The sequence below is a fragment of the Rhizobium sp. GW821-FHT14E12 genome (genome assembly GCF_058803745.1).
This window is the reverse complement of the sequence record NZ_JBXAPH010000002.1, coordinates 213,578-236,198: the sequence shown is the minus strand read 5'-3', so window position 1 is coordinate 236,198 and position 22,621 is coordinate 213,578. Positions and strand designations below refer to the sequence as shown.

The window sequence follows — 22,621 nt, the reverse complement described above, 5'->3', positions numbered from 1 at the left end:
TATTGAACATTAAAAATGGCGCAGAAATGAGCGAAGTCAAAAATGCCGGCTGGTTTGCCGAAAAATTGAGCGACAAGACCATTCGGGGAATCGCTATTGGAACCAGTGCATTGATCCGGGCTGGCGCCCTGCCGGTCGGCACGAAGCTGCCCCCTATTCGCGATCTTGCCTTCGCGCTCGGCATCAGCCCCGCCACCATCTCGGAAGCCTGGAGTGAACTCAGACGCCAGAAGATCATCAGCGGGCGGGGTCGCAACGGCACCTGGGTCAGCGGCGATCGCTTCGTCGCCAAACCGGCTCGATTGGCAAGCAACGGGCGTTACAGTGAGGATGTCCTCGACCTCACCGCCGCCGTACCGGATGTGAGCCTTCTTCCAAAGCTTGCCGAAGCGATGGCTTACGGCGCCTCGGCGGAAAATCTCAACAGCTATGAACGCAATCGCATCCTGCCGGAGCTGGAGGCGGCGATGCGCAAGACATGGCCTTACGAGCCGGAGGCGTTTCTTGCAACGAATGGCGGCTATAATGCCGTCTATACACTGGCGCATGCCTTGATCGCGCCGGGAGAAACGGTCGCGATCGAAGACCCGACAGGCATGCGCCTTCTGGATATTTTCGAAGATCGCGGCGCGCGCGTCATCCCCGTACAGTGCGATTCCGAAGGTCCGCTGCCTTTGTCGCTGCAGGCGGCGATGGAACATCGGCCGGTGGCGTTCATCTTCCAGCCGCGCCTGCATTCGGTCACCGGTCAGACCGTCAGCCGGCAGCGCATGCAAGCTCTGGAAAACATCCTACGCGATACCGATACGCTGATTGTCGAGGATGATGGCATGGGCGACATCTCCGCCGCACCGCGCCATTCGCTCGGGCACCGTTTTCCCGATCGGGTGATCCACATCTTCTCGTTTTCGAAGACGCACGGCCCGGACCTGCGCCTTGCCGTGCTGTCGAGCTCGCGGGCAATCGTCGAGCAGATCCAGTCCTATCGAAGCTTCAGCGCCGGCTGGACGAGCCGCATTCTGCAAGCTGCAACCGCCTGGCTGCTACGCGATGAGGCAACACAGGATACCCTGCATCGTGCACGCGCCATCTATCAGACCCGGCGCGACAACCTCATCGACGCCCTGCGCGACAGGGGCGTCGCAGCTGAACAGGGCCACGGCCTTTGTGCCTGGATTCCCGTTTCCTCCGAACAGTTTGCGATGGTGACACTCGCGGCGCGCGGTATCGCCGTTCATCCCGGCGCGAAATTCTCCAACCTGTCGAGCAATCATCTGCGCGTTGCGACCGCGACGCTCTCCGACCGCTGCGAGGAGGTTGCAAGCTCGATTGCGTTGTCGGCCATCTATGACTGAGGCACTCTATCAACGAGCTTAGCCGGCGAGCACCCCATCGCTGTTTTGCACACTGGGCACCTCACGGGGCCGCGTGCAGCAGAGGACGAAACGCCGATAAAGCAGCGTCCGCAGCCGATTTCTCAGATTGGTGGTCCGTCGCTGGGCAGCGGCGATCGGTAGATGGGAACCGATCTCTATGCCCTCGAAGCCTGCGGCTTCAATCAGCGGCGCAAGCCTTTCCACGGTGAGCCCGGCGCCAAACGGCAGCCGCCCCATGATGCTCTGATGCCGGTCGCTCATCGCGCCGTCATAGTGTGGATCGATCCCGGCCACGCGGTCGATCAGGCCGATGGCGAAAGAGGCGAACCGTCCGACAAGCGTGGGCTTCGCCCAATCGCCGTCAAAGATCAGAAGCTTTCCGCCCGGCTTCAGAACCCGGTACCAGTCCGCGAATGCCTGATCCGGTTCCGTCAGCGTCCAGACGAGATGGCGGCAAACGACGGCGTCATAACCGGCATCAGGCTCCATCGTCCGTTCCGCATCGGCGAGGATAAAGTGCACACCTTCCCGCTTGGCATGTTTACGGCGTGCAACCGCGAGCATCGCCTCGGAGAAATCGAGCGCCGTCACTTGATGACCAAGAGACAGCAACACGTTGGTCACCTCTCCTGTACCACAGGCAAGCTCGAGTACCTTCAGCGGCGCGCGGCCAAGACCGCGTTCAACTGCCGCGGCCCAAGCATTCAGTTCTGGCCCAGGAGGAATTCGGTGACCGAAGGCGAGGTCGAAAGTCTTGGATCGTTCCGACCAGTATTCACGGATATCTTCTTTCAGATGATGATTATGGCCCTGCATGTTTACGACGCCCTGGCCTTGGCGCCCTCGGGCTGGATGTCATCGATGACGCGTAATGACCGGCGCGGAGCCGCCGTCGCCCGGTAGCGGATCAAGCAGCCGCCGTCATTATCGTGCTCCACCTCGACATCCACGCCAAACACATCGCGGATGCATTTCGCCGTTAACACCTCACACGGCGTACCGAGCGCCACCAGTCTTCCATTGTTCATGACGGCGAGGCGATCGCAGAACATGGCGGCGTGATTGAGATCATGCAAGGCTGCGACCACGGTCAGGTCCTGCCGGCGCACAAGATCCAGCAAGCCGATCTGGTGGCCGATGTCGAGATGGTTCGTCGGCTCATCGAGGAGCAGGATCTTTGGCTGCTGTGCGAGCGCGCGGCCAATGTGCAATCGCTGGCGCTCTCCGCCCGAAAGCGTGTGCCACAGCCGGCCGGAAAGATGGAGCATGTCGACATTGGCAAGGGCAGCTTCGACGATCGCGTCATCCGTCGCCGACCAGGGCGATAACGCACCGAGATAGGGCGTGCGGCCGAGTTCAACGGCCTGTCTGGCGGTGATCCGCTCGCCGGTATCTGCCTGTTGCTCCACCAGGGCCAGACGCCGGGAGAGTTCGCGCCGCCCGAGAGAGTGGATCGGCGTGCCATCCACGAGGATCTCCCCGGTCTTCGGCTTGCGGATGCCGGACAGCATCATCATCAGGCTCGTCTTGCCTGAGCCGTTCGGCCCGATGATGCCGAGAAACTCGCCAGCACGGACATCCAGCGATATATCCTGCACAATGGCTTGCCCGCCGGCATTCCACGAAACATTCCGTGCCGACAGGTTCATGCGCGTGCTCTCTTCTGGCTCAAGATCAAGGCGAAGGCGGGCGCTCCGACAAGAGCGGTGATCACCCCGATCGGCAGGACCTGGCCGTGTATCAGGGTGCGCGACAGGATGTCGGCCGCAATCATGAAGATGGCACCGATCAGGGCCGCTGCCGGCAGAAGCACGCCATGGCGAACACCCACCAGCATCCGCGCCGCGTGCGGGATGACCAGTCCGACAAAGCCGATGGAGCCGACGATCGACACCATGACGGCGGTCATCATGGCGGATGTGCCGACGAGCACGAGATAGGTGCGACGCACCGAAATGCCGAGCGAGGCCGCCGATTCTAAGCCGAAGGTGAAGGCATCGAGCGACCGGGCATGCCAGAGGCAGATGATGAGCCCCAGTAGTGCGGCGGGAATTGCCAGCCAAGCATCCGGCCAGCGCACGCCGGAGAGATTGCCGAGCAGCCAAAACATGATGCCGCGCGCCTGTTCGGCCGTCGCCGCCTTGGTGACGATGAAGGAGGTGAGCGCATTGAAGAGCTGCGAGCCCACGACCCCCGCCAAAATGATCGCGGCCGTCCCACGCCCGGCCCTGACGGCCAGCAAGGCAACGAGGGCGAAGGCGACGAGCGCACCGAGGAAAGCGCCCATCGGCATCGTCAGGACGCCCGCGCCCAGCCCGAGGATCGCGACACCGACGGCGCCGGTGGAGGCGCCGGCGGAAATTCCGAGAATGTAGGGATCGGCCAGCGGATTGCGCAACAGCGATTGCAGCACGACGCCGGACAGGGCCAGTGCCGCCCCGCAAGAGGCTCCAACGACCGCGCGGCTCAGCCGATAGCTCCAGACGATACCCTCATCGATCGGTTCGAGCGGATAACCGGCGCCCCAAAGCCGATTGGCCACGGTCTTGGCGACGGTCTCAAACGGGATCGAGGTCTCGCCGATCGCCGCGCCCAGCCAGAGCGCGGCAACAAGAATGGCGAGCGCCAAGGCGATTGTACCCGTTCGCCCGATCGATGAAAGAGCGCGACTCACTGTGTCAGGCCGGCCGCAGCGATGGCGTCAGCAAGCGCCTCTATGCCTTCGATGGTACGAATGGTCGGGTTCATCGCCTGCGCATCCATCTCGAAGATATGACCACTTTTGACGGCGGGCATCAGGCTTGCGACAGGATCCTTTTCCAGGAATTTCCGCTTAGCCTCCGCGCTATCCAGCGGATAACGGCGCCGCTCCATGGCAGCCGCCACGATCATGCTTGGATTGGCCTTGGCAATGGTCTCCCAGCCGACGGTCGGCCACTCATCATCGGTCTCGATGACATTCTTGATGCCGAGCGCCGACATGATGTAGCCCGGCGCGCCGTTGCGGCCCGCCACATAGGGATCGGCATCCTTGGCGCTGGAAAACCAGAAGACGGCGGAAAGCTTGCCCTGTGCGGAAGCAACCTTGGCACGGGCTGCCGCTTCGCGCTGCTTCAGATCATCGACCACTTCCTCGCCCTTGTCCTGCACATTGTAGATCTTCGCGAGATCGCGGATCTCCTGATAGACGAGACCCATGGTGAAGACCTGATGGCGAACGCCGTCACTGGAGGCGGAGTTCTCCTTGCCGACGCAATCCGACGGCGAGGTATAGACCGGGATGCCCAGCTCTTCGAACTGCTCCGGCTTGGCGACCACGCCTTCCGGCCCGACCTGCCACTGGAACTGAACAGTGACGATATCCGGCTTCTTTCCGACGACGCTTTCGAAGCTCGGATCGTTGTCGGCAAGGCGCTCGATCTTGGCGTTGACATCCTCATAGCCCTTGAGCACCGGCCCAACCCAGAGTGCTGTGCCGACCACCTTGTCGGCAACACCGAGGCGATAGAGGATTTCCGTCGTGCTTTGGCCGATAGAAACCGTGCGCGACGGCGCCTTCTGGATGGTGATCTGCCGGCCGCAATTCTGGAGCGTGAGAGGGTAGCTGGTTTCAGCCGCTCCCGCCTGCCCCGGCAAGCCGGCGACGATCAACGACATGGCAAATAAACCGGCGCGCAATGGCCGCTTGAAAATGGTCTTCATCATAATTCCCCGAAGTGATGTGAACGCCGCCCGAAAAGGGCGGTGGTGAAGGTCAGAATGCCCAACAGGCAGTCCGAGCGGTCGAATGATCGTCAAAATTCGGGGAAGGCAGCGCACCAAGGCGCTGCGAAGCGTGAAGGATAGTCATGTCCTGCTCCTGTTTCGGGCATCCCCGCCCGTGACATTGGATAGATCTTCGACGGCAGGTCTCCTGGCTCACGGATATCAGTCGTCCATCTGCCTTCCCGCATCCGATCGACGCAGTGGCACGGCACCTTTCGGCGCCACGAGGATGGACGGCAATCCGCTTACAGTTGCGGGGGCAGCCACGGTCTCAGTCCCTTTTGGGTCGTCCTCACCGTGTTCCCTATTAATCCCCTCGGAGTCATCGTCGGGGAACCGTCGCGTCCAGTTATGCCAAGCACGACGGTTGCGTCAAGCTGCGAAGACGCCCACTTGAAAATACCCCTCGCGACCATCGTCGATCTCAGTGTCATGGTAAACCAATTCGGTAATGTAATAACATTACACTCGCTATCAAACTTTCTGGCGCCTGTCCAGTTCACATGATCCAATCTGTGAAACGCTGGGAATTATTAGCCGATACCGGCACCATCAAGCAGTGCCATGCGTGACGGCCGGCCGACGGCTCCGCACGGAAACGATAATCCGGCTACGGGTCACATTCATTCTCTTGGCAGGCCTTCCGGCCGGAGATGCTTCTTGAGTGCGGCGATGCGGAAGATGGCATTCGGGGCGCCATATCCCCGGTAACCACCGCGCTGAACGATCTCGAAGAAGAAGCCCTCACCGAAGGTGCCGCTATAGAGCTGGAAGAATTCGCCGTGCTCGTCGCGGTCGTAGAGAATGTTCTCTGCCTTCAGCCGCTCGGTCAGTTCCGGATCGAGACCGAAGCGCGCTTCGACATCACCGTAATAGTTCGGTGAGATGGGCAAGGGCTGGAAACCGTTCTTCCTCAGTGCTTCCGCTGTCTTGAAAATGTCGTCGGTCTGGAAGGCGAGGTGCTGCACACCGGAGCCGAACTTTTCCGCGATGAAGTGACCGGCGAGCGTCCGGCGGTTCTCCGCGCCGTTCAGCGTGATCCGCAGCGTGCCGGCGTCATTTTCCACCACCTGGCTACGCACCACGCCGGCCGGATCGATGATGTCGACCATCGGCGTCTTGTGGGTTTCGAAGATCGAGCTGTAGAAGAGAAGCCAGGTCAGCATTTCATCATAGGCGACCGTCTGGGCGATGTGGTCGACATGCCGGAGGTGGGCCGGCACGACCTCCACATCGTCCTCGACGGCCAGGAAATCGATTTCTGCGAAATGGCCGAGATCGCCCTTGTCGTCGATGAGATAGATCAATCCGCCGCCGACGCCGCGGATCGCTGGCATCTCCACTTCACCCGGGGCAACCGGCTGGCCGAAGGGCTCAGCGCCGAGAGCAACGGCGCGGGCAAGCGCAGCCTGGGCATCGTCTACGACAAGCGCCATCGCATAGGCCGAAGTGCCGTGCACGGCAAAGGAGGAATTGGCAAATCCCGCTCTGTCGGTATTGACGAGAATGCGGATATCGCCCTGCTGAAAAAGACTGACCGTCTTCGTCCTGTGCACCGCGACCTTGCGGAAGCCGAGCGTATGCAGGAGGCCGGTGAGATCGCCCGCATCGTCCTCGTCGGTGGAAAATTCCACGAAGCCCACACCTTTTACCGGTACGCGCTCGGGCATAGCCGGGACGCTCAGACCGCTGGCATTGGGATTGCGCCGCACCTGGTCACCGAGATAGATCAGCGAGCGATATCCGTCGGCAGCGATTGAGCGCGACGAGCCACCGCGGAACTGGTCGTTGAAGATTTCCAGCGAGAAATAGCCATCATAGCCGGTCTCGGCGACAGCCGTCGCAAAGGCCGTCACGGGCAGATCGCCCTCGCCCGGCATATTGCGGAAATGCCGGCTCCAGTAGAGCAGGTCCATGTCGATGAGCGGCGCGTCCGCCAGCTGGACGATGAAGATCTTGTCCTTTGGAATGGAGCGGATCGAATTGATGTCGATCTTGCGCGACAGCGTGTGAAAGCTGTCGAGGATCAGGCCGATATTGGGATGGTCGGCCCGACGCACAATTTCCCACGCGTCACGATGGTCGTTGATGTGCCGGCCCCAGGCCAGCGCCTCGTAGCCGACCTTCAAGCCGCGCTTCGCGGCGCGCTCGCCGAGTTCATGGAAATCGGCCGCCGCCCGGTCGATGCCGCCGAGCGAAGCCGGCGAGACATTGGAGCAGACCAGCACGAGATCGGTGCCGAGTTCCTGCATGACATCGAACTTGCGCTCCGCCCGGTCGAAGGTCCGAGACCGAAGCGGCTCCTGCATGCCCTCGAAATCACGGAAGGGCTGGAAGAGCGTGATCTCCAGCCCGTGGTCGCGCACCATCCGCCCGACATCGGCCGGACTGCCGTCGAAAGCCAGGAAATCATTCTCGAAGATTTCCACCCCGTCGAAGCCAGCCCGCGCAATCGCCTCAAGCTTTTCCGGCAATTCCCCACTGATCGATACAGTCGCAATCGACGTCTTCATTGTGGTCAAACCTCCTTGTCGGGGTTAAGTCCCCAGAATGATATCTGTGCTTCGAGCTGCGCGAGCGTCATTTGCGCGCCGGGCTGTATGCGGATGCCGCGCGCCTCGGCCGCTCGCAGCCAATCGGTCACCTCAGGCTTGGTCACCGCTTCCGCGACCATCTGCAAATCGGGAAGGGAATCGAGTGGGAACGGATGAAGATCGGTCGCCGACATGCCGGTCGGCGACGCATTGATGGCGACATCCACCTTGAGGCCTTCCGGAAGATGATCGAACACGGCAATCGCCGGATGATCTGCCCGTATCCGGTTGACGACACTTAGGCTCTTGGCCGGATCCCTCTCGATAATGACGATGGCGGCCGCGCCGGCTTCCGCCAGTGCATGGATGATCGCCGAGCCCGCGCCACCGGCACCGACGACCAGAACGGCCTTGCCACCGAGAGCCATGCCGTTCTGCTCCAGAGCGCGTACCATGGCCACCCCATCGAGCATATCCCCGCTTAAGCTCCCATCGCCATTGCGCCGGATGGTATTGACCGCCCCGGCCTTTCGGGCACGCGGGGTCAACTCGTCCACTGCGGAAAACGCGACCAGCTTATGCGGCATGGTCACGGACAGCCCAGCGCAATTGCCGGTGCCGCGCAGGCTCTCGATAAAGGCTCGCACGCGCTCCGGCTCGATATCGACCGGCACCATGACCGCATCGACATGATGCGCGGCAAACCATTCGTTCATCGGAACCGGCGACTTTACCTGCCGCACCGGATGTCCGATCAGAGGAACGAAGCAGGTGTTGCCGGTTATCGAGGGGAGCGCGGACATTCAGGCCTCCTCTAGATGGGCGCCAAGGAAAAGCTGTCCCACGCGTGGGTCGGAAAGCAGCTTGTCGGCCTTGTCATGCATTCTCGTTCGACCCTGCTCCAGCACGAGACCATAATCCGACATGGCAAGTGCGGCCTTCGCATTCTGCTCGACCATCAGGATGGTGACGCCCTCGTCGCGCAGCCTGATCAGCGTCCTGAAGGTCTCGCTCACCATCTGCGGCGACAGCCCGATCGACGGCTCGTCGATGAGGATGAGCTTCGGATCGAGCAACAGGGCGCGGGCGATCTCCAGCTGCTTCTGCTGGCCGCCCGACAGGGTGATGGCCTGATCCTTCTGCTTTTCCTTCAGGATCGGGAATTGTTCCATCACCTCTTCGATGCGGCGGTTGATCTTCGCCTGGTCGGACGATGAGATCCCTCCGATTTCGAGATTGTGGCGCACCGACAGCATCGGAAACAGGTTACGCCCCTGGGGGACATAGGTCACGCCCCTTTGCAACATCGTGGCCGGCAGACTGCCGGTGACATCGCCGCCATCCAGTATCACCTTGCCGGAGCGGATCTTCAGCAGGCCGAAGATCGCCTTGAACACCGTCGATTTGCCGGCCCCGTTCGGGCCGATCACCGTCGTGATGGTCCCCTTCTCGATCTTGAACGACGTGCCGTTCAGGATCGTCATTTTGCCGTAACCGCCGTAGACATCCTTCAGTTCCAGCATGGTTCAACCTCCGAGATACGCTTCGATGACCGCTGGGTCATTGCGGACGGTTTCGGGATCGCCCTCGGCAATGATCTTGCCGTTGGCCAGAACGATGATACGGGTGCAGAGCGACATGACGAATTCCATGTTGTGCTCGATCACCACGAAGGTGGCGCCCCGCTCCCGGTTGAAGGCCTTGAGGCGCTCCTTGAGATCGGCCAGCATGGTGAGGTTCACGCCGCCGGCTGGCTCATCGAGCATGACGAGTTTCGGTCCGGCCATGAAGGCCATCGCGGCATCGAGCAGCTTCTGTTGCCCATAGGAGAGCGAACCCGCCTTTTCGTGGGTCTGATGTCCGAGCCGGAAGAACTCGATCATCTTCTTCGCCTCCTCGGTGAGGCCGGCATCCGGCTTGCCGATGAGGCGCGAGAGCATGGTTCCGTGATGCTCCTGTCCCGCCAGGATGATGTTGTCGAGCACCGTCATGTCGGGAAAGACCTGCAGCATCTGGAAGGTGCGCCCTACACCGAGCTTGTTGAGATCGCACGGGCGTTTGCCCGCAACGTTCTTGCCGTCGACCAGCACCTCACCCTTCGTGGCCAGCAACTGACCGAGGATGCAGTTGAAGAGGGTCGACTTGCCGCTGCCGTTGGGACCGATAAGACCGAGGATTTCGCCTGGGTGAACGTCGAAGGAGACGTCTTCAACCGCTTTGACACCGCCGAAATGTTTGCTGACGCCCCGGACCGAGAGAACAGGGTTCATCGCGCGGCCTCCCAGGTGGTCTTGTTGGGCTGCTGGCGGAGCGTCCACCGGGTCTTTAGCCGCTCGACGAGACCGAACAGGCCGGATGGGCAGAAGATCATCAGCGCGATCACCAGGGTCGCGTAGAGCATGAGATAATAGCCTTCGGTGAAGCGGAAGAACTCCGGCGCCAGGATGATCAGCAAGGCACCGAGGATAGGCCCGAAGAAAAAGCCGGCCCCGCCGACGATGACCATCAGAAGCACGCGCAGCGAAATGGCCAGGCCGAAGGATTGCGGATCGATGTACTGCGTCAGCTGGGCCAGCAGCGCGCCGGCAAGACCGCCGAACGCGGAGCCGATGGCAAAGGCCAGAAGCGTGATACGGCGGATGTCCACGCCAAGACTGTTGGCGCGCACCGGATTTTCGCGCAATGCCTTGAAGGCCCTGCCCCAGGGCGAGCGGATGATCCCGTAAAGGGCGAATGCGGTCAAAACAAACAGCGCAAGTACGAAGAAGTAGAACGGGATCGGACGCTGTGTCGCAAACCCGAAAATGACAGGCCGGGCAATGCCGGCAATGCCGTAGGTCCCGTTGGTCAGCCACTCCTCATTGCGCAGCACCAACACGACCAGAGCATTGAACGCCAGGGTGATGAATGCCAGGAAATGGTGCTGAACGCGAAGGGCGGGATAGCCGAGCAGGAGGCCGATCGCGAAGCAGGCCAGCATCGAGGCGAGCATGGCGAGAGGCCAGGGGACGCCGGCCATTGTGGTTAGCGCGGTGATATAGGCGCCGATCGCCATGAAGCCGGCTTGAGCCAGCGAGACCTGCCCCGCATAGCCGAGCGTCAGGTTGAGCCCCATGGCGGCGATGGAAAATACCAGCCACGAGCAAAGCACGAGGATGCCATAGTTGCTTTGCGTAAAGGGCAAGGCAATGAGGATCAGAATGCCAATGGCGATCAATATGAGCTTACGAGCAGCGGTCATATCGTACGTCCCTCCGCCTTGCCGAGCAGGCCCTGCGGCCGCACGAGGATGATGACGATGAGAAGGATCAGCGGGATGGCCGAGCGATAGGATGCCGAGACATAGGCCGCCGACAGATTATCGACCACGCCGATCAGCAGCCCACCGACAATCGCACCCTTGATCTGATTGAAGCCACCGACAATCGCAGCGATGAAGGCGATCAGGCCGAGGGTCTCGCCGTTTGAAAACTTCGCGAGATAGATCGGCGAGATCAAGATCGATGCCAGAAGGGCCAGCGCCGCGTTGATAAGGAAAGTGTAGAGGATCATGCGCTTGATCGGCACGCCAAGGATCTCGGCCACCTGCGGGTTCTGCGCCGTCGCCTGCATCGCCCGACCGGTCTTGGTGCCGTTCATGAAGAACTGCAGGAGCAATACGGCGCCCAGAGCAATGACGAGGACCGCAATATCCTGGACCGAGACCGCCGCGCCGAAGACATTCAGCGTCGTGTCGGGGAACAGCGCCGGAAATGGCTGGGCTTCCGCGGAATAGAACTGCTTGACGCCCTCCTTCATCAAGATCCCGAGCGCGATCGTCGCGATGACGATGGGCAGGACACCGTGCGAAAGGAGAGGATCAACGATGATCCGCTTGAAGCCGAACCCGAGCAACAGCAGCGTCAAGGCGAGCGCCACGACGATGGCAACGGGAAAGCTCAACCCGAAGACGTGCGTGGCCGCCAGAACGAAGAATGCGGGCAGCATGATGAATTCGCCCTGGGCAAAATTAATGGTCTGGGAGGCCTGCCACAGAAGCGTGAAGCCGATGGCCGCGAGCGCATAGATCGAGCCCGTCGCCAGCCCAGACACCAACAACTGAAAAAAAGTGGTCATGTGCGGAGTTCCGGATTAGGCGGCATCCGACATTCAGCGTCGGATGCCGGAAACAACGGGTTCAGAGCTTGGGGATGGTCGCGACGACAACCTGCTTGCCGCCCTCGACTTCGACGAGGAAGCTGTCGCGGTTGACTTCACCCTTGTCGTCCCAGGAGGTCTCGATCAGGATGCCGGGCTCGTCCTTCGGCGTGATCGTCAGGCCGTGCAGCGTATCGGCAAGCGCTTGACGGTCGACCTTGCCGTTCTTTGTCGTGACATATTTGACCGCATAGGCGCCGAGATAGGCCTTGATGGCATTATGATCAGGCTTGTAATTATATTTGGCTTGGAATTTCTTGGCGAACTCCTGAATTCCAGGCACCGGCGCATCAGCCATCAGGCCGACGTGACCGCGAACGCCATTGACGGCATCGCCGGCAAGATCGACGACCTTCTGGTTCATCAGCGTCGTTTCGCCGAAGATCGGCAATTTGACGCCCTGCTTTTGCAGCTCCTTGAGCAGCCTGGCGCTTTCTTCCTCGTGCAGATAGGCAAAGATCGTATCAGCGCCACTCGACTTCAGCTTGACTACATCGGCGGCGAAATCCGCCTGCCCCACTTCGCTGGAAACGTCCGCCGCGACATTGATGCCGCGGCTCTTCAGTTCCTTGACGAAGGAATCGCGACCGCCCTTGCCGAAATCGTCATTGACCCAGGCAACCGCAACCGACTTTGCCTTGACCTCCTCGGCGAGATATTTGACGAGCTTCGGCATCGATTGCTGCGCGCCGAACGAGGTCCGGAAGATATAGGGGTTGTTCATGCGAGTAATGTCGGGCGCTTCCGCCCCGGACAGTTGCGGGACGCCATTCTGCATCGCGACCATCATGTTGACCTTGACGGATCCGGAATAGATCGGCCCCATGATGACATAGGCGCCGTCATCGATGGCCTTCTGCACCATCGCGCGCGACGTGGTCGGGTCGGTCTGGGTATCGTAATCCGTGACTTCGACCTTCTGGCCGAGAATGCCGCCAGCGGCATTGATCTCCTCGACGGCAAGCTTCAAGCCATCACGCCAATTGGTGCCGACAGCGGCACCGGCGCCTGAGAGTTCGATGACGTCGGCAAACTTGATCACATCCTGCGCCATCGAGGCTTGCGGCACCGCAACCCACATGGCCGCGGCCGTCGCCAGCCACAACATACTTCTCCGGTTCATTCTCGATCTCCTCCTCATATTGTCGTGTCGATCCCGGCAGAAACATCTCCCCTTGCCGGATTCGTTCAGCGATTTTGGCCGATGCCAATGATAACTGCAAATACCAAAGCATATGACATGCATAACATGATGTTAATTTCGTGCGGCCGCTTCCATCTCGATGCGCAGCAGTTCGATGAACTCTTCGGCGAAGACCGAAAGCACCACATCGTTGCGATATGCGGCATAGGTGTGAAAGGTGGTATCGGCCTCGATTTCAAGACATTTGACACCGCGTATACCGCCGCCGGCAACTGTGAACTGATCGATAATGGCGATGCCCAGCTCCGCCGCCACGAGCGCGCAGACGGTCGTGCCGAACCTGGCCCTGATCTTCATCCTGTAGTTCAGGTCGTGGCGTCGGAAGATTTCGGTCATCACACGCCCGTACGGATCGTTCGGATCGATGCCGATCAGCGTGTGCTTGACGATCTCCTCGGGAGAAATGCTCTTCTTTTCGGCCAGCTCGCTGTGCTCCGGTACGATACAAAGCAGTCGCCCGGTCGCCAGCGGCGCAAAATGAACAATCGCATGTTCGAGAAACGAGCTGATCGCCACCACCTCGCCGCGCCCGACAAGGAGGTAGTCGATGGCTTCCTCAATCTTCAGGATGTTGATGTCGACATCGAGCTCCGGGTAGCGATCCCTGATCCCGGCGATCGATTTCGGCACCATGACATTAGCGATGCTCGGAACCGAGCCAACGCTCAAAAGCCGGCTGTCTCCCTTGCCAAGCCGGTCGACCGCGAACTGGAGATCCTCGACCTGGCGGTAGACGGTGTCGAGAAGGCCGAAAACATGCCGCGCCTCGGGCGTCGGCACATAGCGCCCATGGCTGCGGTTGAAGAGACGCACATTCAGCGAATCCTCGGTGTATTTCATCAACCGGCTGATACCGGGAGCCGAGACGCCAAGCAGGTTGGCCGCGCCGGCAATGGTGCCGGTAATCATGATCGCGCGGATCACTTCGATCTGGCGGAGCGTCAACATCGTCGCGGCCCTCTCCCGAGTCAGACACTGAGAATTCCGGCACGATCCTATGGGCATTCCGTTAAATCAATGGGTTCGCGAGGCTCAAACAGCCTCGCCCGCCAGATTGCTCACCTTGCCTATCCGAAACGGACGGCGCCGAGGGCGCCGGGCGAAAGGAGGATTTTCAGGCCGCCAGCCAGATCCCGCAATTTCTCGGCCGTATAGAGATCATAATAGGGCTGGTTCTTGCGGCCGATCGCGTGTTCGGCACTGAAGCTGCCGCCAAAATCCTCGACGGCGACCTTGAAGACGAAATCGCGCAAACGACGCTCGAAATCCGGATCACTCGCGATTTCGCTGTCCTTTGGCACCACGAGATTGAAGTGAACACCGCCATCGCCGATATGGCCGAAATCGCAGATCCTGATCTCGGGGAAGAGCGCCGGCATCTCGGCCCGCATATGAGCGCAGAAGGTCATGATGTCGCCGCGGCGGAAGGAAAGGTCGAAGGCGATCAGCTTGCCGGAATGCTTGACACCTTCCGAAAGCGCGTGCCGAAGCGCCCACATCTCGTGGGCCGGACCGACGAAGGCGTCGGCAAGCGGTGCCGCCTCACTCTCCCATATTTCGGCAAGCACTGTCTCCAGCACCTCGTCGAGCGACTGCTCGCCCTCGCGTGGCGCCCAGCTGCGGCTCACTTCCGCCAGGATGACATAGGATGGCACCTCGCCGCGCTCGAACGGATTGCGCAGTGACGGAACATGATCGAGAGCAGCGGATACCGCATTGGCCGACATGCCCTCGAAGGCGGAGAGATAGCTACCGAGCCGCTCTTCCATAGCGCGCAGGAGCGGCATGACATCGGCATCGCTCTTCGGCACCAGATAGGCAGTCGCCATCTGGCGCGGCAGCGGTTCCAGATTGAGCACGCATTCGGTGATGATGCCGAAGGCGCCCGATGTGCCGATGAAGATCTGCTTCCAGTCGACGCCGGTATTGTTCTTGCGCAGATCGCTCGCCAGATCGAGCACCGTACCATTCTCATCGGCCAGCACGACCGTCAGACCAAGCGTGTTGCGGCGCACGTCCCCGTATTTCAGAAAACGGGATCCGCCGGTATTGGTCGCGAGCATCCCGCCGAGCCGAGGATCGGCGCCGAGATCAATCGGGAAGAACAGGCCATGCTCCTCCAGCTTGCGGTTGACATCGGAGAGCCGCCAGCCGGCACCTGCGCGCAACGAGCGGTTGTCGATATCGATCGCGAAAGCCCCCGTCATGCGATCGAGGCTCAATACGATCTCACGGCCCGAGCTGTCCGGCGTGGAGCCGGAAACAAGACCGGTATTCCCGGATTGCGGGATGATAGGAATACCGTGCCGGACGCAGTAGGCGACAGCGGCGGAGACCTCTTGCGTCGAGCATGGGCGCAGAACCGCCGCCGCTCGGCCCTTGTCGTAGCGCGCACCGGTCTCGTAGGCTGCGATATCCCCGGCCTCGGTCAGAATGCCCTTGTCGCCAAGAAGCTGTCTCAGCTCATCGACGTGCCTGTTCTCGAGCATCCGCTTTCCCCTATTCCGCGGCCTCCGTCCAATTCAGCGCCCGGCGGCACGCTTCGATAGAGGCCTGTTCGATGCCGGCATAATGATCGAATTCGTTGAGCACGCTTGCCCCAAGATCCGCCTCGAAATGCAGCTGATTGGGGCTGGCAGCAAATTCATGCTGCGCGTCGTCGCCGAGATTCGACTGGAAGATACCCGCTGCGCTCACCGGCAGGAAGTCCTCGTAGACGATAGGATCGAACTGCACCAGACCGCCGGCAATCCATTGTTCAAGACCGCCGCCCGTACGCTTGCCTGCCTCACGGCCCTTTTCCGTCAGCGAATAGCTGAAATAGCCAAGCTCTTCGGTACGGATCGCCTCCCAATTGTCCGGGAAGGTTTCGAAGGCTTTGGCGAGTGCCGCCTCATATTCCCTGGCATTCGAACCGTCGGCAGCCGGCCGAACGATCCCACGGGAATCGGTGAGGAGCGCGTCATAGAGCGCGCGGCCCTTGGGAGTCAGCGCGATGCCGCGCTGCTCGATCTCGCCGAAGCGGGCGGTGTGCGAACCGGCTTGCCAGGAACCATCCTCCGCACGAAAGGACACTGGCTCTTCGAGCGCCTTGAACGAGGTCTGGCGCAACAGGATCGGGCATTGGCGGGTCGGCGGCCCCTCGACCACGGCTTTCGGCACGATACCGTGCGCCGGCATGCGGGCCTGGACGAGATCGATGTCGAGCGTGCGCGGCGTCAGGTGATTGATATGCGGCCCCTTGAAGGAGACGACGTCGGCGATCAGACGGTGAGCATCATGCAGGCGATGATAGAGTTCGGGGCTGACGTTGGCGCGGTCATGCCAACGGAAAGTTTCGAGGACTTCGGAAACGAACCGGTCGGCATCGTTCGCGACGAGGCCCCCATCTTTCTCAGCTTTTTCGGCAAGCGCGATCGCGCCTTCCGTGAAGATCCGCCGGCGGGCAAGGATGGCCTCGGCCTCGGCACGCAGCGTCTCGTCCGCGATCAGATCGAGCCGGAGAAGCGAGGTGAAGACGCGGAAGGGATTGCGCTTGAGGGCGGCATCGCCGACGGGGCGAAAGGCGGTCGAATGCACCGGCACGCCTGCCGTCGAAAGATCGTAGTAGCCGACCGGATACATGCCCATCACCGCAAAGATCCGCCGCATCATGGCAAGCTCGGCGGCGGTGCCGAGGCGGATTGCGCCATGCCGCTCCTCGGAGATCCGCGCAAGCGAGTCCGTCTCGTCAAGGCGCTCCTGAAACTCGGGGTTCGCGGCCAGCGTTTCCGCATTGACCTCCGACACCAGCTCCATCAGCGAGCCATAGGCAGGGACTTCCTTGCGATACATGTCCGACATGGCGGCGGAGAATGCGTGGCGAATTTCATCGGGGGAAACATGCAACGTGGTCACGGGCATTCTTTCTTGCGAGCGAGTTCATTCCTTTTCCGCACAATATTGCTTGTTGGAATGGTTGTCTCATGACATTCTTGGCTAAGTTGATGCATTTTGAGAATGAATATGCGCCGCAGCCTGGTTCCTGACATCGCCAATCTTCAGGCTTTCGAATGTGCCGCTAGGCATGGCAATTTCACCCGAGCGGCCGAAGAGCTGAACCTGACGCAGAGCGCCGTGAGCCGGCAGATCCATGCGTTGGAGGAACAAACCGGGCTGCTGCTCTTCGAGCGCGTGCGCCGGCGCGTCATCCTTTCGGAGCCTGGAAAACGCCTGCTGTCCGAGGTGCAGCGCCTGCTTGCCCAGTCCGAACAGCTGATGATGCGGGCAGTCGCTTCGGCCGACAAGGACGAGTCGCTCACCATCGCAACGCTTCCGACCTTCGGCGCACGCTGGCTGATGCCGCGCCTGCCCGATTTTCTGGCCAGCCATGCCTCGCTGGCGCTGACCGTGGGCTCACGCTCAGAGCCCTTCGATTTCGACCTGGAAGATTTCGACCTCGCAATTCACTATGGCCAGCCGAGCTGGGCGAAGGCGACATCGACCTTCCTCTACAGCGAACTTGTGCTGCCGGTCGCAAGCCGGAAAGTCGTCGAGAAATTGCGGGCGCAAGCCCCAGCTGATCTTGCCGCCGCGCCGCTGCTCCATCTCACCACCCGCCCGCGCCTCTGGTCGCAATGGTTCGAAACCAATGGGGTGACGACGGACAACGGCTTTCGCGGCAATCGCTTCGACCAGTTTTCGATGATTATCGGCGCCGCCCTCGCCGACATGGGGGTCGCACTCCTCCCCTCCCACCTGATCGAAGAGGAGGTTCGCGCAGACGCGCTCGTGCCGGTCTTCGATCTGCCGATGGCCACCGAATTCAGCTACTATGTCGTGCTGCCCGAAGGCCGCCAGAGCAATGAAGTGGCGAACGCCTTCAAGGACTGGTTGATCGGCCAGGCCAGCATGGATTAGGTGCCTGCGCTGCCAAGGGAAAGCTAGTATCAGATCAAACAGCCTTGCGGCGCGGCGAACGCGCCATTAGCCGGGCATAGGCGATCGCCGAAAGCATGTTCACATGATTGGCCTTGCCGGTTCCGGCAATGTCGAAAGCGGTGCCATGATCGACGGATACACGATCGATCGGCAGTCCCAATGACACGTTGACGGCGGTCTCGAAGGCGACGAGCTTGATCGGGATGTGACCCTGATCGTGATACTGCGCGATGACGAGGTCGAAAGCGCCATTATAGGCGCGCGCAAACACGGTATCGGCCGAAATCGGACCGACGACGTCGATCCCCTTCGCCTGTGCCTGCTCGACGGCCGGTGCCAAGAACTCCATATCCTCAGTGCCGAACAGGCCGTTTTCGCCGCAATGCGGATTGAGGCCGGCAACGGCGATGCGCGCCGTCCTGCCAAGCCGCAGGAAGTGATTGTGTCCAGCCTCGATGGTCGCCAGCACGCGCTCCGTCCTGGCGCGCTCGATCGCGCCTCTGAGAGAGACATGCGTCGAGACGTGAATGGTGTTCAGCCGCTCCGAGGCCAGCAGCATGAATGAGCTCTTCGAACCCGTCAGATGCGCCAACAAGCCGGTATGACCGTCGAAATGATGACCGGCGAGGTTCATCGCCTCCTTGTTGATCGGGGCCGTGACGATCACGTCGGCAACGCCCGACATGGCCAGATCGACGGCGCGGCTGATGTAGCGCACCGACGCGTCGCCGGCGATCGGGCTGACCTTGCCGATCTCGGGCAAAGGCGCACCGAGCGCAACTTCGTCGACCGCAATCCGGCCTGGGCCAGCGATATCGGCGGGCGCAAACACCAGCCCGGTCGCGGCGGCGCGATCGGCGCGCTCAAGCGCTTCAATATTGCCGACGATCACGAAATCGCGGCGCTCTGCCTCCGGCATCGCCGCCAGCGCCTTGACGATCACCTCCGGGCCGACGCCGGCGGGATCGCCCAGGGTCACCGCGACTTTCGCATTCCTGTCCATCAGTCCCATTCCCTTTCGGCGGCGCGCTCAGAAGGCGGCTTCGTAGATCGAGCGAATATCGGCGCGCGACAGATCGCGCGGATTATTATCGAGCAGCCGGCGGATGGCAAAGGCATCGTCCGCCATGGCATCGAGATCATCTTTCGGGACGCCGAGGCCGGAGAGTGTCATTTCGATGCCAAGCCCAGCGCAGAAGCTGTAGGCGGTATCGAAGACCGACTGAATGCTCTCCGATGCCCCACGTCCGAGCGCATCCATAACGAGCTTCGTCTTTTCGGGAACGGATGGCGTGTTGAAGGCGAGTACATGTGGAAAGATCAACGCATTCGCCGCCCCATGGGCGACATGCCAGCGTGTGCCGAGCGGATAGGCAAGCGCATGGCCGCCCGCGGTATTGACCGGGCCAAGACAGAAGCCGCCATAGAGAGACGCGAGCGACAGGCCGGCGCGCGCCTCGGCATCGGAACCATCCCTGACCGCCCGCGCCAGATATTTGCCGACGAGCCGGGTTCCCTCGATCGCATAGAGATCGACCATCGGATGCGCCTTGCGATTGGTGAAAGCCTCGACGCAATGAGCCATGGCGTCGACACCGGTTGCCGCCGTTATACGCGCCGGAACCGTAAAGGTCAGCGCCGGATCGATGACGGCGATATCAGCCAGCATATGCAGGCTCTCGACGGCAAGCTTTGCCTTCGTCTTGGGATCAGTGACTAGCGCACGAATACCGGCCTCGCTGCCGGTGCCGGACGTTGTCGGCACCTGCGCCAGCGCGACACGTCGCGGGCCTTTGACCTTATTCGGACCGACAACCTCATGCAGGCTCTGCGACGAGCCGGCGAGAACCGCGGCGAGCTTGGCGAGATCCATGGCGCTGCCGCCGCCGAAACCCACGACGAGATCAGCATTGGCTGCGTTCGCCGCGGCAAGAACCTTGTCGAGATTGGCGGTATCCGGCTCAGGCGTCACATCAGCGAAGATCGTGATATCGCCTTTCAGGGCGAGAGCATCGACGCGCTTCGCGTTGAACGCATCGGAGATAACGAGAATCCGGCCATAGCCCTTTTCGCTCGCCCATTTGCCGAGGCGCTCCGCCGTCCCCACACCGAACTCGATCAGATGCGGCCGGACGATTGTAATAGGCGAATCCAAGCTGACCACCGGACTGCTCCTCCCTGTGGATGCCGCGGCATCCAGCTGTCACGCAGATGTAAATTTGTTATACAACGCAGCTCTACTTTGCAAGCACCGGCTCCTGGCAAGTCGATTGGCATTCATCCGATCGCCTCCGGCGACAGCCGCACATATTTGATAGCCCGGCGATAATAGGTGTAGGCGACGTGCACCACGCCATCCGCCCCCTGCACGATCGACGGATAGGAAAATTCGCGGTTGAGCGAATCCTTCGAATTGTTGCTGAGGCAATAGCCGTCGCCGGCATCGAGATCGATCCGGCGCCGAAAGCTTGCGCCGCCATCGCTGGAGAAGGCAAGGCTGAGCGGTGCGCGTGGCACGCCCCAGACCGCCTTTCGTCGCTCAAGCGTCTGCGATGGTGCCGCGCCGATCGTCTCCCCGCCCTCGATTTCATCGTAGAGCGACTGCCGCCGGGCATCTGACATCGATGCATTCGAATGGTTATAAACCATTGCGATAACGCTATTTTTCAGCTTCACGGCCTGAATGGAAGAATTGTTGTTCGGCAGGTCTATCGGCTGCGGCGTGCTCCAACTCTCACCGCCATCAGCGGAGCGGCTGGCAAGCACGGACTGGGCAAAACGGTTGCGATAGAAGGCGACGAGATTGTTGCCCTCGAGCGGAACGATGTTCATGTGAACCGCGCCAAGACTGTCCGGCACCGCCGTCATCACCCAGCTCTTGCCCTGGTCATGCGAGATCAACACGCCGGCCGTATCGGCATCGCCCGTCCAGCGCTCGCCGGGCAATCCGATACAGCGAAAGACCGGGAGCAGCCACGCGCCGCGGCCGTTCACGATAATCGGCTGGCGGACAAACGTGCCCGGGAGATCGCAGAGCACGCGGACCTCGCCGAACGTCTTGCCGTTATCGACCGAGACCCGGCATTTGACAACCGACCCATCCTGATTTCCGGAGGTCTGCGAGGTATAGAGAAGCCAGGCATGTCCGTCAGGAGCGTTGAAAATCAAGGGATTCTGCTCTGATTTTGCCGGATCTTCGGACATTTTCTCCGCCGCCGACCAGCGCGTTGCTCCGGGGGGAAGGCGCGACATGTAAATAGAAATGTCGCCCATGCCTTCCATAGTGCCGCCGAACCAAACACATGTAAGCGTCCCATCGGGAAGAAAGGCGAGATTGGCGGCGTGATTTTGAATGCAGGGAGAGGACAGATAGGCATCCGCGCGCGCCTTCTCCGTGGGGTTGGCAAGGATCTCGCCCGTCATCAGTGCCGGCACGGCGTCCGGCTGCAAGCCCGAGAAGGTCATGATCGCTCTCCTATGACAGCTTGGCGTAGGCGTCGGAAAGGGATGCATGATCCGCATCGCTGAGCGGCATCAGCGGCGCGCGCGTTCGCCTCCAGGCCGCATTGCCGGTCTTCAACCCGATCATCGCCTTGATCGTGGGGATCTGCACATAGGCGTTGGACAGCGTGCGATAGGCGTTGATGCGCGCCTGGGCCGCATCGACATCGGCGGCACGCATCTCGTCATGGACATGGTCATAAACAGTGCGCAGCGAATCCGCGACCAGATTGGACGTGGCGGTGATGCAGCCGGCACCACCGGCCTTTAGCAGCGGCAGCAGCAACGGGTCGGCGCCGGCGAGAACGGAGAAGCCGGGATGGGCGGCGATAATCGCCTGCATATTATTGAAATCGCCCGCAGATTCCTTGATGCCGACGATGGTATCGCGAAACGCTTCGATCAACCGGCCGATCAGTGGCACGGAGAGCGGTACGCCGGAGACCTGGGGAATATGATAGAGGATAACCTGCAACCGAGGATCCGCGACCGCCTCAAGCATCTGCGCGTAGGCGGCAAAGAGCCCGTCATCGGAAACGCCCTTGTAATAGAATGGTGGCAGCATCACCACCTTGGTGACGCCGAGTGAAAGCGCATGCCTGGTGAGTTCCACCGTCTCAGGGATGGCTGTCACGCCGGTGCCCGGAAGCAGCCGATCGGCCGGAATTCCCGCCTTCAGCGCCGCCTCCAGGATTGCGCGGCGCTCGCTTGAAGAGAAGGAATTCGCCTCGCCGGTTGTGCCGAGAAGCGCCACGCCATGACAGCCCTCACCGAGGAGGCGCTGGCAATGTTCGGTGAACAACCCCAGATCCGGACTGCCGTCGGCATTCAGCGGCGTTGCGGCCGCGCTGAATACGCCTGTAATCTTGTGATTGCTCATATCGTCCTCCTCGGATGAGCATAGCAGGCGGCAAAGCGGCCCGCAGAATGATGTTTTCATCAACCCAGCCTAGAGTGTTGTCAATATAACAATACCCGCAAGATCCGCCTTCGTTTTTCAACCAGCTGAAAATAAAACATAAATTATTTTCATAGGCCGATATCGCTTATTTAAAATTATTTTTTATTGACATATTTACATTGTCGGTTGAGTGTTCACGCCTACCATGACGCCCTTCGGGAGA

General features: G+C 60.9%; 20 protein-coding genes and 1 riboswitch. Of the genes, 2 read left to right on the top strand and 18 right to left on the bottom strand.

Going from position 1 to position 22,621, the window contains the following annotated elements:
- The first annotated feature begins 26 nt into the window (after nt 1-26).
- Nucleotides 27-1,355 carry an aminotransferase-like domain-containing protein gene (locus AC1RO0_RS09275; protein WP_498592608.1) on the top strand — a complete coding sequence of 443 codons (1,329 nt, stop codon included), beginning with the start codon at nt 27-29 and terminating at the stop codon, nt 1,353-1,355.
- 18 nt (nt 1,356-1,373) lie between these two features.
- On the opposite strand, the gene AC1RO0_RS09270 is transcribed toward AC1RO0_RS09275, so the two are convergent.
- The 14 genes from AC1RO0_RS09270 to hglS form a co-directional block, all read right to left on the bottom strand.
- Entirely contained in the window at nt 1,374-2,192 is an 819-nt protein-coding gene (locus tag AC1RO0_RS09270) for a class I SAM-dependent methyltransferase (protein ID WP_498592607.1), read from the bottom strand.
- A 2-nt stretch (nt 2,193-2,194) separates the two neighbouring features.
- Nucleotides 2,195-3,025 carry an ABC transporter ATP-binding protein gene (locus AC1RO0_RS09265; protein ID WP_498592606.1) on the bottom strand — a complete coding sequence of 277 codons (831 nt, stop codon included), beginning with the start codon at nt 3,023-3,025 and terminating at the stop codon, nt 2,195-2,197.
- Complete coding sequence (locus tag AC1RO0_RS09260; protein ID WP_498592605.1) at nt 3,022-4,050, bottom strand: FecCD family ABC transporter permease; 1,029 nt, start codon at nt 4,048-4,050, stop codon at nt 3,022-3,024. The genes AC1RO0_RS09265 and AC1RO0_RS09260 overlap by 4 nt, the downstream gene beginning before the upstream one ends.
- Nucleotides 4,047-5,078: an ABC transporter substrate-binding protein gene (locus tag AC1RO0_RS09255; RefSeq protein WP_498592604.1), complete on the bottom strand. Its 1,032-nt coding sequence runs from the start codon at nt 5,076-5,078 to the stop codon at nt 4,047-4,049. The genes AC1RO0_RS09260 and AC1RO0_RS09255 overlap by 4 nt, the downstream gene beginning before the upstream one ends.
- Before the next feature lie 184 nt (nt 5,079-5,262).
- A riboswitch (cobalamin riboswitch) is annotated at nt 5,263-5,496 on the bottom strand.
- 268 nt (nt 5,497-5,764) lie between these two features.
- Nucleotides 5,765-7,654, bottom strand: coding sequence for a bifunctional sugar phosphate isomerase/epimerase/4-hydroxyphenylpyruvate dioxygenase family protein (locus tag AC1RO0_RS09250; protein ID WP_498592603.1), 1,890 nt, complete (start codon nt 7,652-7,654; stop codon nt 5,765-5,767).
- Nucleotides 7,655-7,659: 5 nt separating this feature from the next.
- Nucleotides 7,660-8,478 (bottom strand): shikimate dehydrogenase family protein, encoded by an 819-nt coding sequence (locus tag AC1RO0_RS09245; protein WP_498592602.1) that lies wholly within the window; start codon nt 8,476-8,478, stop codon nt 7,660-7,662.
- Entirely contained in the window at nt 8,479-9,198 is a 720-nt protein-coding gene (locus AC1RO0_RS09240; protein ID WP_498592601.1) for an ABC transporter ATP-binding protein, read from the bottom strand. It abuts the gene before it with no gap.
- A gap of 3 nt (nt 9,199-9,201) precedes the next feature.
- Nucleotides 9,202-9,945, bottom strand: a complete 744-nt coding sequence (locus tag AC1RO0_RS09235; protein WP_498592600.1) for an ABC transporter ATP-binding protein — start codon at nt 9,943-9,945, stop codon at nt 9,202-9,204.
- Nucleotides 9,942-10,916 (bottom strand): branched-chain amino acid ABC transporter permease, encoded by a 975-nt coding sequence (locus AC1RO0_RS09230; RefSeq protein ID WP_498592599.1) that lies wholly within the window; start codon nt 10,914-10,916, stop codon nt 9,942-9,944. The genes AC1RO0_RS09235 and AC1RO0_RS09230 overlap by 4 nt, the downstream gene beginning before the upstream one ends.
- Nucleotides 10,913-11,791: a branched-chain amino acid ABC transporter permease gene (locus AC1RO0_RS09225; protein ID WP_498592598.1), complete on the bottom strand. Its 879-nt coding sequence runs from the start codon at nt 11,789-11,791 to the stop codon at nt 10,913-10,915. Before AC1RO0_RS09225 ends, AC1RO0_RS09230 begins: the two co-directional genes overlap by 4 nt.
- 61 nt (nt 11,792-11,852) lie before the next feature.
- Entirely contained in the window at nt 11,853-12,995 is a 1,143-nt protein-coding gene (locus AC1RO0_RS09220) for an ABC transporter substrate-binding protein (protein ID WP_498592597.1), read from the bottom strand.
- 132 nt (nt 12,996-13,127) lie between these two features.
- Nucleotides 13,128-14,024, bottom strand: coding sequence for a LysR family transcriptional regulator (locus tag AC1RO0_RS09215; RefSeq protein ID WP_034516593.1), 897 nt, complete (start codon nt 14,022-14,024; stop codon nt 13,128-13,130).
- Nucleotides 14,025-14,143: 119 nt separating this feature from the next.
- On the bottom strand, nt 14,144-15,565 hold the full coding sequence (locus tag AC1RO0_RS09210) for an FAD-binding oxidoreductase (protein ID WP_498592596.1): 1,422 nt from the start codon (nt 15,563-15,565) through the stop codon (nt 14,144-14,146).
- Between the two features lie 10 nt (nt 15,566-15,575).
- The gene (gene hglS, locus AC1RO0_RS09205; RefSeq protein ID WP_498592595.1) at nt 15,576-16,979 is read right to left on the bottom strand and encodes a 2-oxoadipate dioxygenase/decarboxylase HglS; all 1,404 of its coding nucleotides are present in this window, start codon (nt 16,977-16,979) and stop codon (nt 15,576-15,578) included.
- A 96-nt stretch (nt 16,980-17,075) separates the two neighbouring features.
- On the opposite strand from hglS, the gene AC1RO0_RS09200 reads away from it, so the two are divergent.
- Complete coding sequence (locus AC1RO0_RS09200) at nt 17,076-17,975, top strand: LysR family transcriptional regulator (RefSeq protein WP_498592594.1); 900 nt, start codon at nt 17,076-17,078, stop codon at nt 17,973-17,975.
- 34 nt (nt 17,976-18,009) lie between these two features.
- Here the strand turns inward: AC1RO0_RS09200 and pdxA are convergent, their stop codons facing one another.
- The 4 genes from pdxA to AC1RO0_RS09180 form a co-directional block, all read right to left on the bottom strand.
- Nucleotides 18,010-18,999: a 4-hydroxythreonine-4-phosphate dehydrogenase PdxA gene (gene pdxA, locus AC1RO0_RS09195; protein WP_498592593.1), complete on the bottom strand. Its 990-nt coding sequence runs from the start codon at nt 18,997-18,999 to the stop codon at nt 18,010-18,012.
- A 27-nt stretch (nt 19,000-19,026) separates the two neighbouring features.
- Entirely contained in the window at nt 19,027-20,160 is a 1,134-nt protein-coding gene (locus AC1RO0_RS09190; protein WP_498592592.1) for an iron-containing alcohol dehydrogenase, read from the bottom strand.
- A gap of 113 nt (nt 20,161-20,273) precedes the next feature.
- The gene (locus AC1RO0_RS09185) at nt 20,274-21,461 is read right to left on the bottom strand and encodes a sialidase family protein (protein ID WP_498592591.1); all 1,188 of its coding nucleotides are present in this window, start codon (nt 21,459-21,461) and stop codon (nt 20,274-20,276) included.
- A gap of 10 nt (nt 21,462-21,471) precedes the next feature.
- Nucleotides 21,472-22,377, bottom strand: coding sequence for a dihydrodipicolinate synthase family protein (locus tag AC1RO0_RS09180; protein ID WP_498592590.1), 906 nt, complete (start codon nt 22,375-22,377; stop codon nt 21,472-21,474).
- Nucleotides 22,378-22,621: the final 244 nt, after the last annotated feature.

Bases quoted from the DNA above. Each gene is read 5' to 3' on its own strand.
- AC1RO0_RS09180 (WP_498592590.1), bottom strand. From the start codon at position 22,377: ATGAGCAATCACAAGATTACAGGCGTATTCAGCGCGGCCGCAACGCCG.
- hglS (WP_498592595.1), bottom strand. From the start codon at position 16,979: ATGCCCGTGACCACGTTGCATGTTTCCCCCGATGAAATTCGCCACGCA.
- AC1RO0_RS09220 (WP_498592597.1), bottom strand. From the start codon at position 12,995: ATGAACCGGAGAAGTATGTTGTGGCTGGCGACGGCCGCGGCCATGTGG.
- AC1RO0_RS09275 (WP_498592608.1), top strand. From the start codon at position 27: ATGAGCGAAGTCAAAAATGCCGGCTGGTTTGCCGAAAAATTGAGCGAC.
- AC1RO0_RS09250 (WP_498592603.1), bottom strand. From the start codon at position 7,654: ATGAAGACGTCGATTGCGACTGTATCGATCAGTGGGGAATTGCCGGAA.
- AC1RO0_RS09185 (WP_498592591.1), bottom strand. From the start codon at position 21,461: ATGACCTTCTCGGGCTTGCAGCCGGACGCCGTGCCGGCACTGATGACG.
- AC1RO0_RS09265 (WP_498592606.1), bottom strand. From the start codon at position 3,025: ATGAACCTGTCGGCACGGAATGTTTCGTGGAATGCCGGCGGGCAAGCC.
- pdxA (WP_498592593.1), bottom strand. From the start codon at position 18,999: ATGGACAGGAATGCGAAAGTCGCGGTGACCCTGGGCGATCCCGCCGGC.
- AC1RO0_RS09270 (WP_498592607.1), bottom strand. From the start codon at position 2,192: ATGCAGGGCCATAATCATCATCTGAAAGAAGATATCCGTGAATACTGG.
- AC1RO0_RS09240 (WP_498592601.1), bottom strand. From the start codon at position 9,198: ATGCTGGAACTGAAGGATGTCTACGGCGGTTACGGCAAAATGACGATC.
- AC1RO0_RS09210 (WP_498592596.1), bottom strand. From the start codon at position 15,565: ATGCTCGAGAACAGGCACGTCGATGAGCTGAGACAGCTTCTTGGCGAC.
- AC1RO0_RS09230 (WP_498592599.1), bottom strand. From the start codon at position 10,916: ATGACCGCTGCTCGTAAGCTCATATTGATCGCCATTGGCATTCTGATC.
- AC1RO0_RS09215 (WP_034516593.1), bottom strand. From the start codon at position 14,024: ATGTTGACGCTCCGCCAGATCGAAGTGATCCGCGCGATCATGATTACC.
- AC1RO0_RS09200 (WP_498592594.1), top strand. From the start codon at position 17,076: ATGAATATGCGCCGCAGCCTGGTTCCTGACATCGCCAATCTTCAGGCT.
- AC1RO0_RS09255 (WP_498592604.1), bottom strand. From the start codon at position 5,078: ATGAAGACCATTTTCAAGCGGCCATTGCGCGCCGGTTTATTTGCCATG.
- AC1RO0_RS09245 (WP_498592602.1), bottom strand. From the start codon at position 8,478: ATGTCCGCGCTCCCCTCGATAACCGGCAACACCTGCTTCGTTCCTCTG.
- AC1RO0_RS09235 (WP_498592600.1), bottom strand. From the start codon at position 9,945: ATGAACCCTGTTCTCTCGGTCCGGGGCGTCAGCAAACATTTCGGCGGT.
- AC1RO0_RS09225 (WP_498592598.1), bottom strand. From the start codon at position 11,791: ATGACCACTTTTTTTCAGTTGTTGGTGTCTGGGCTGGCGACGGGCTCG.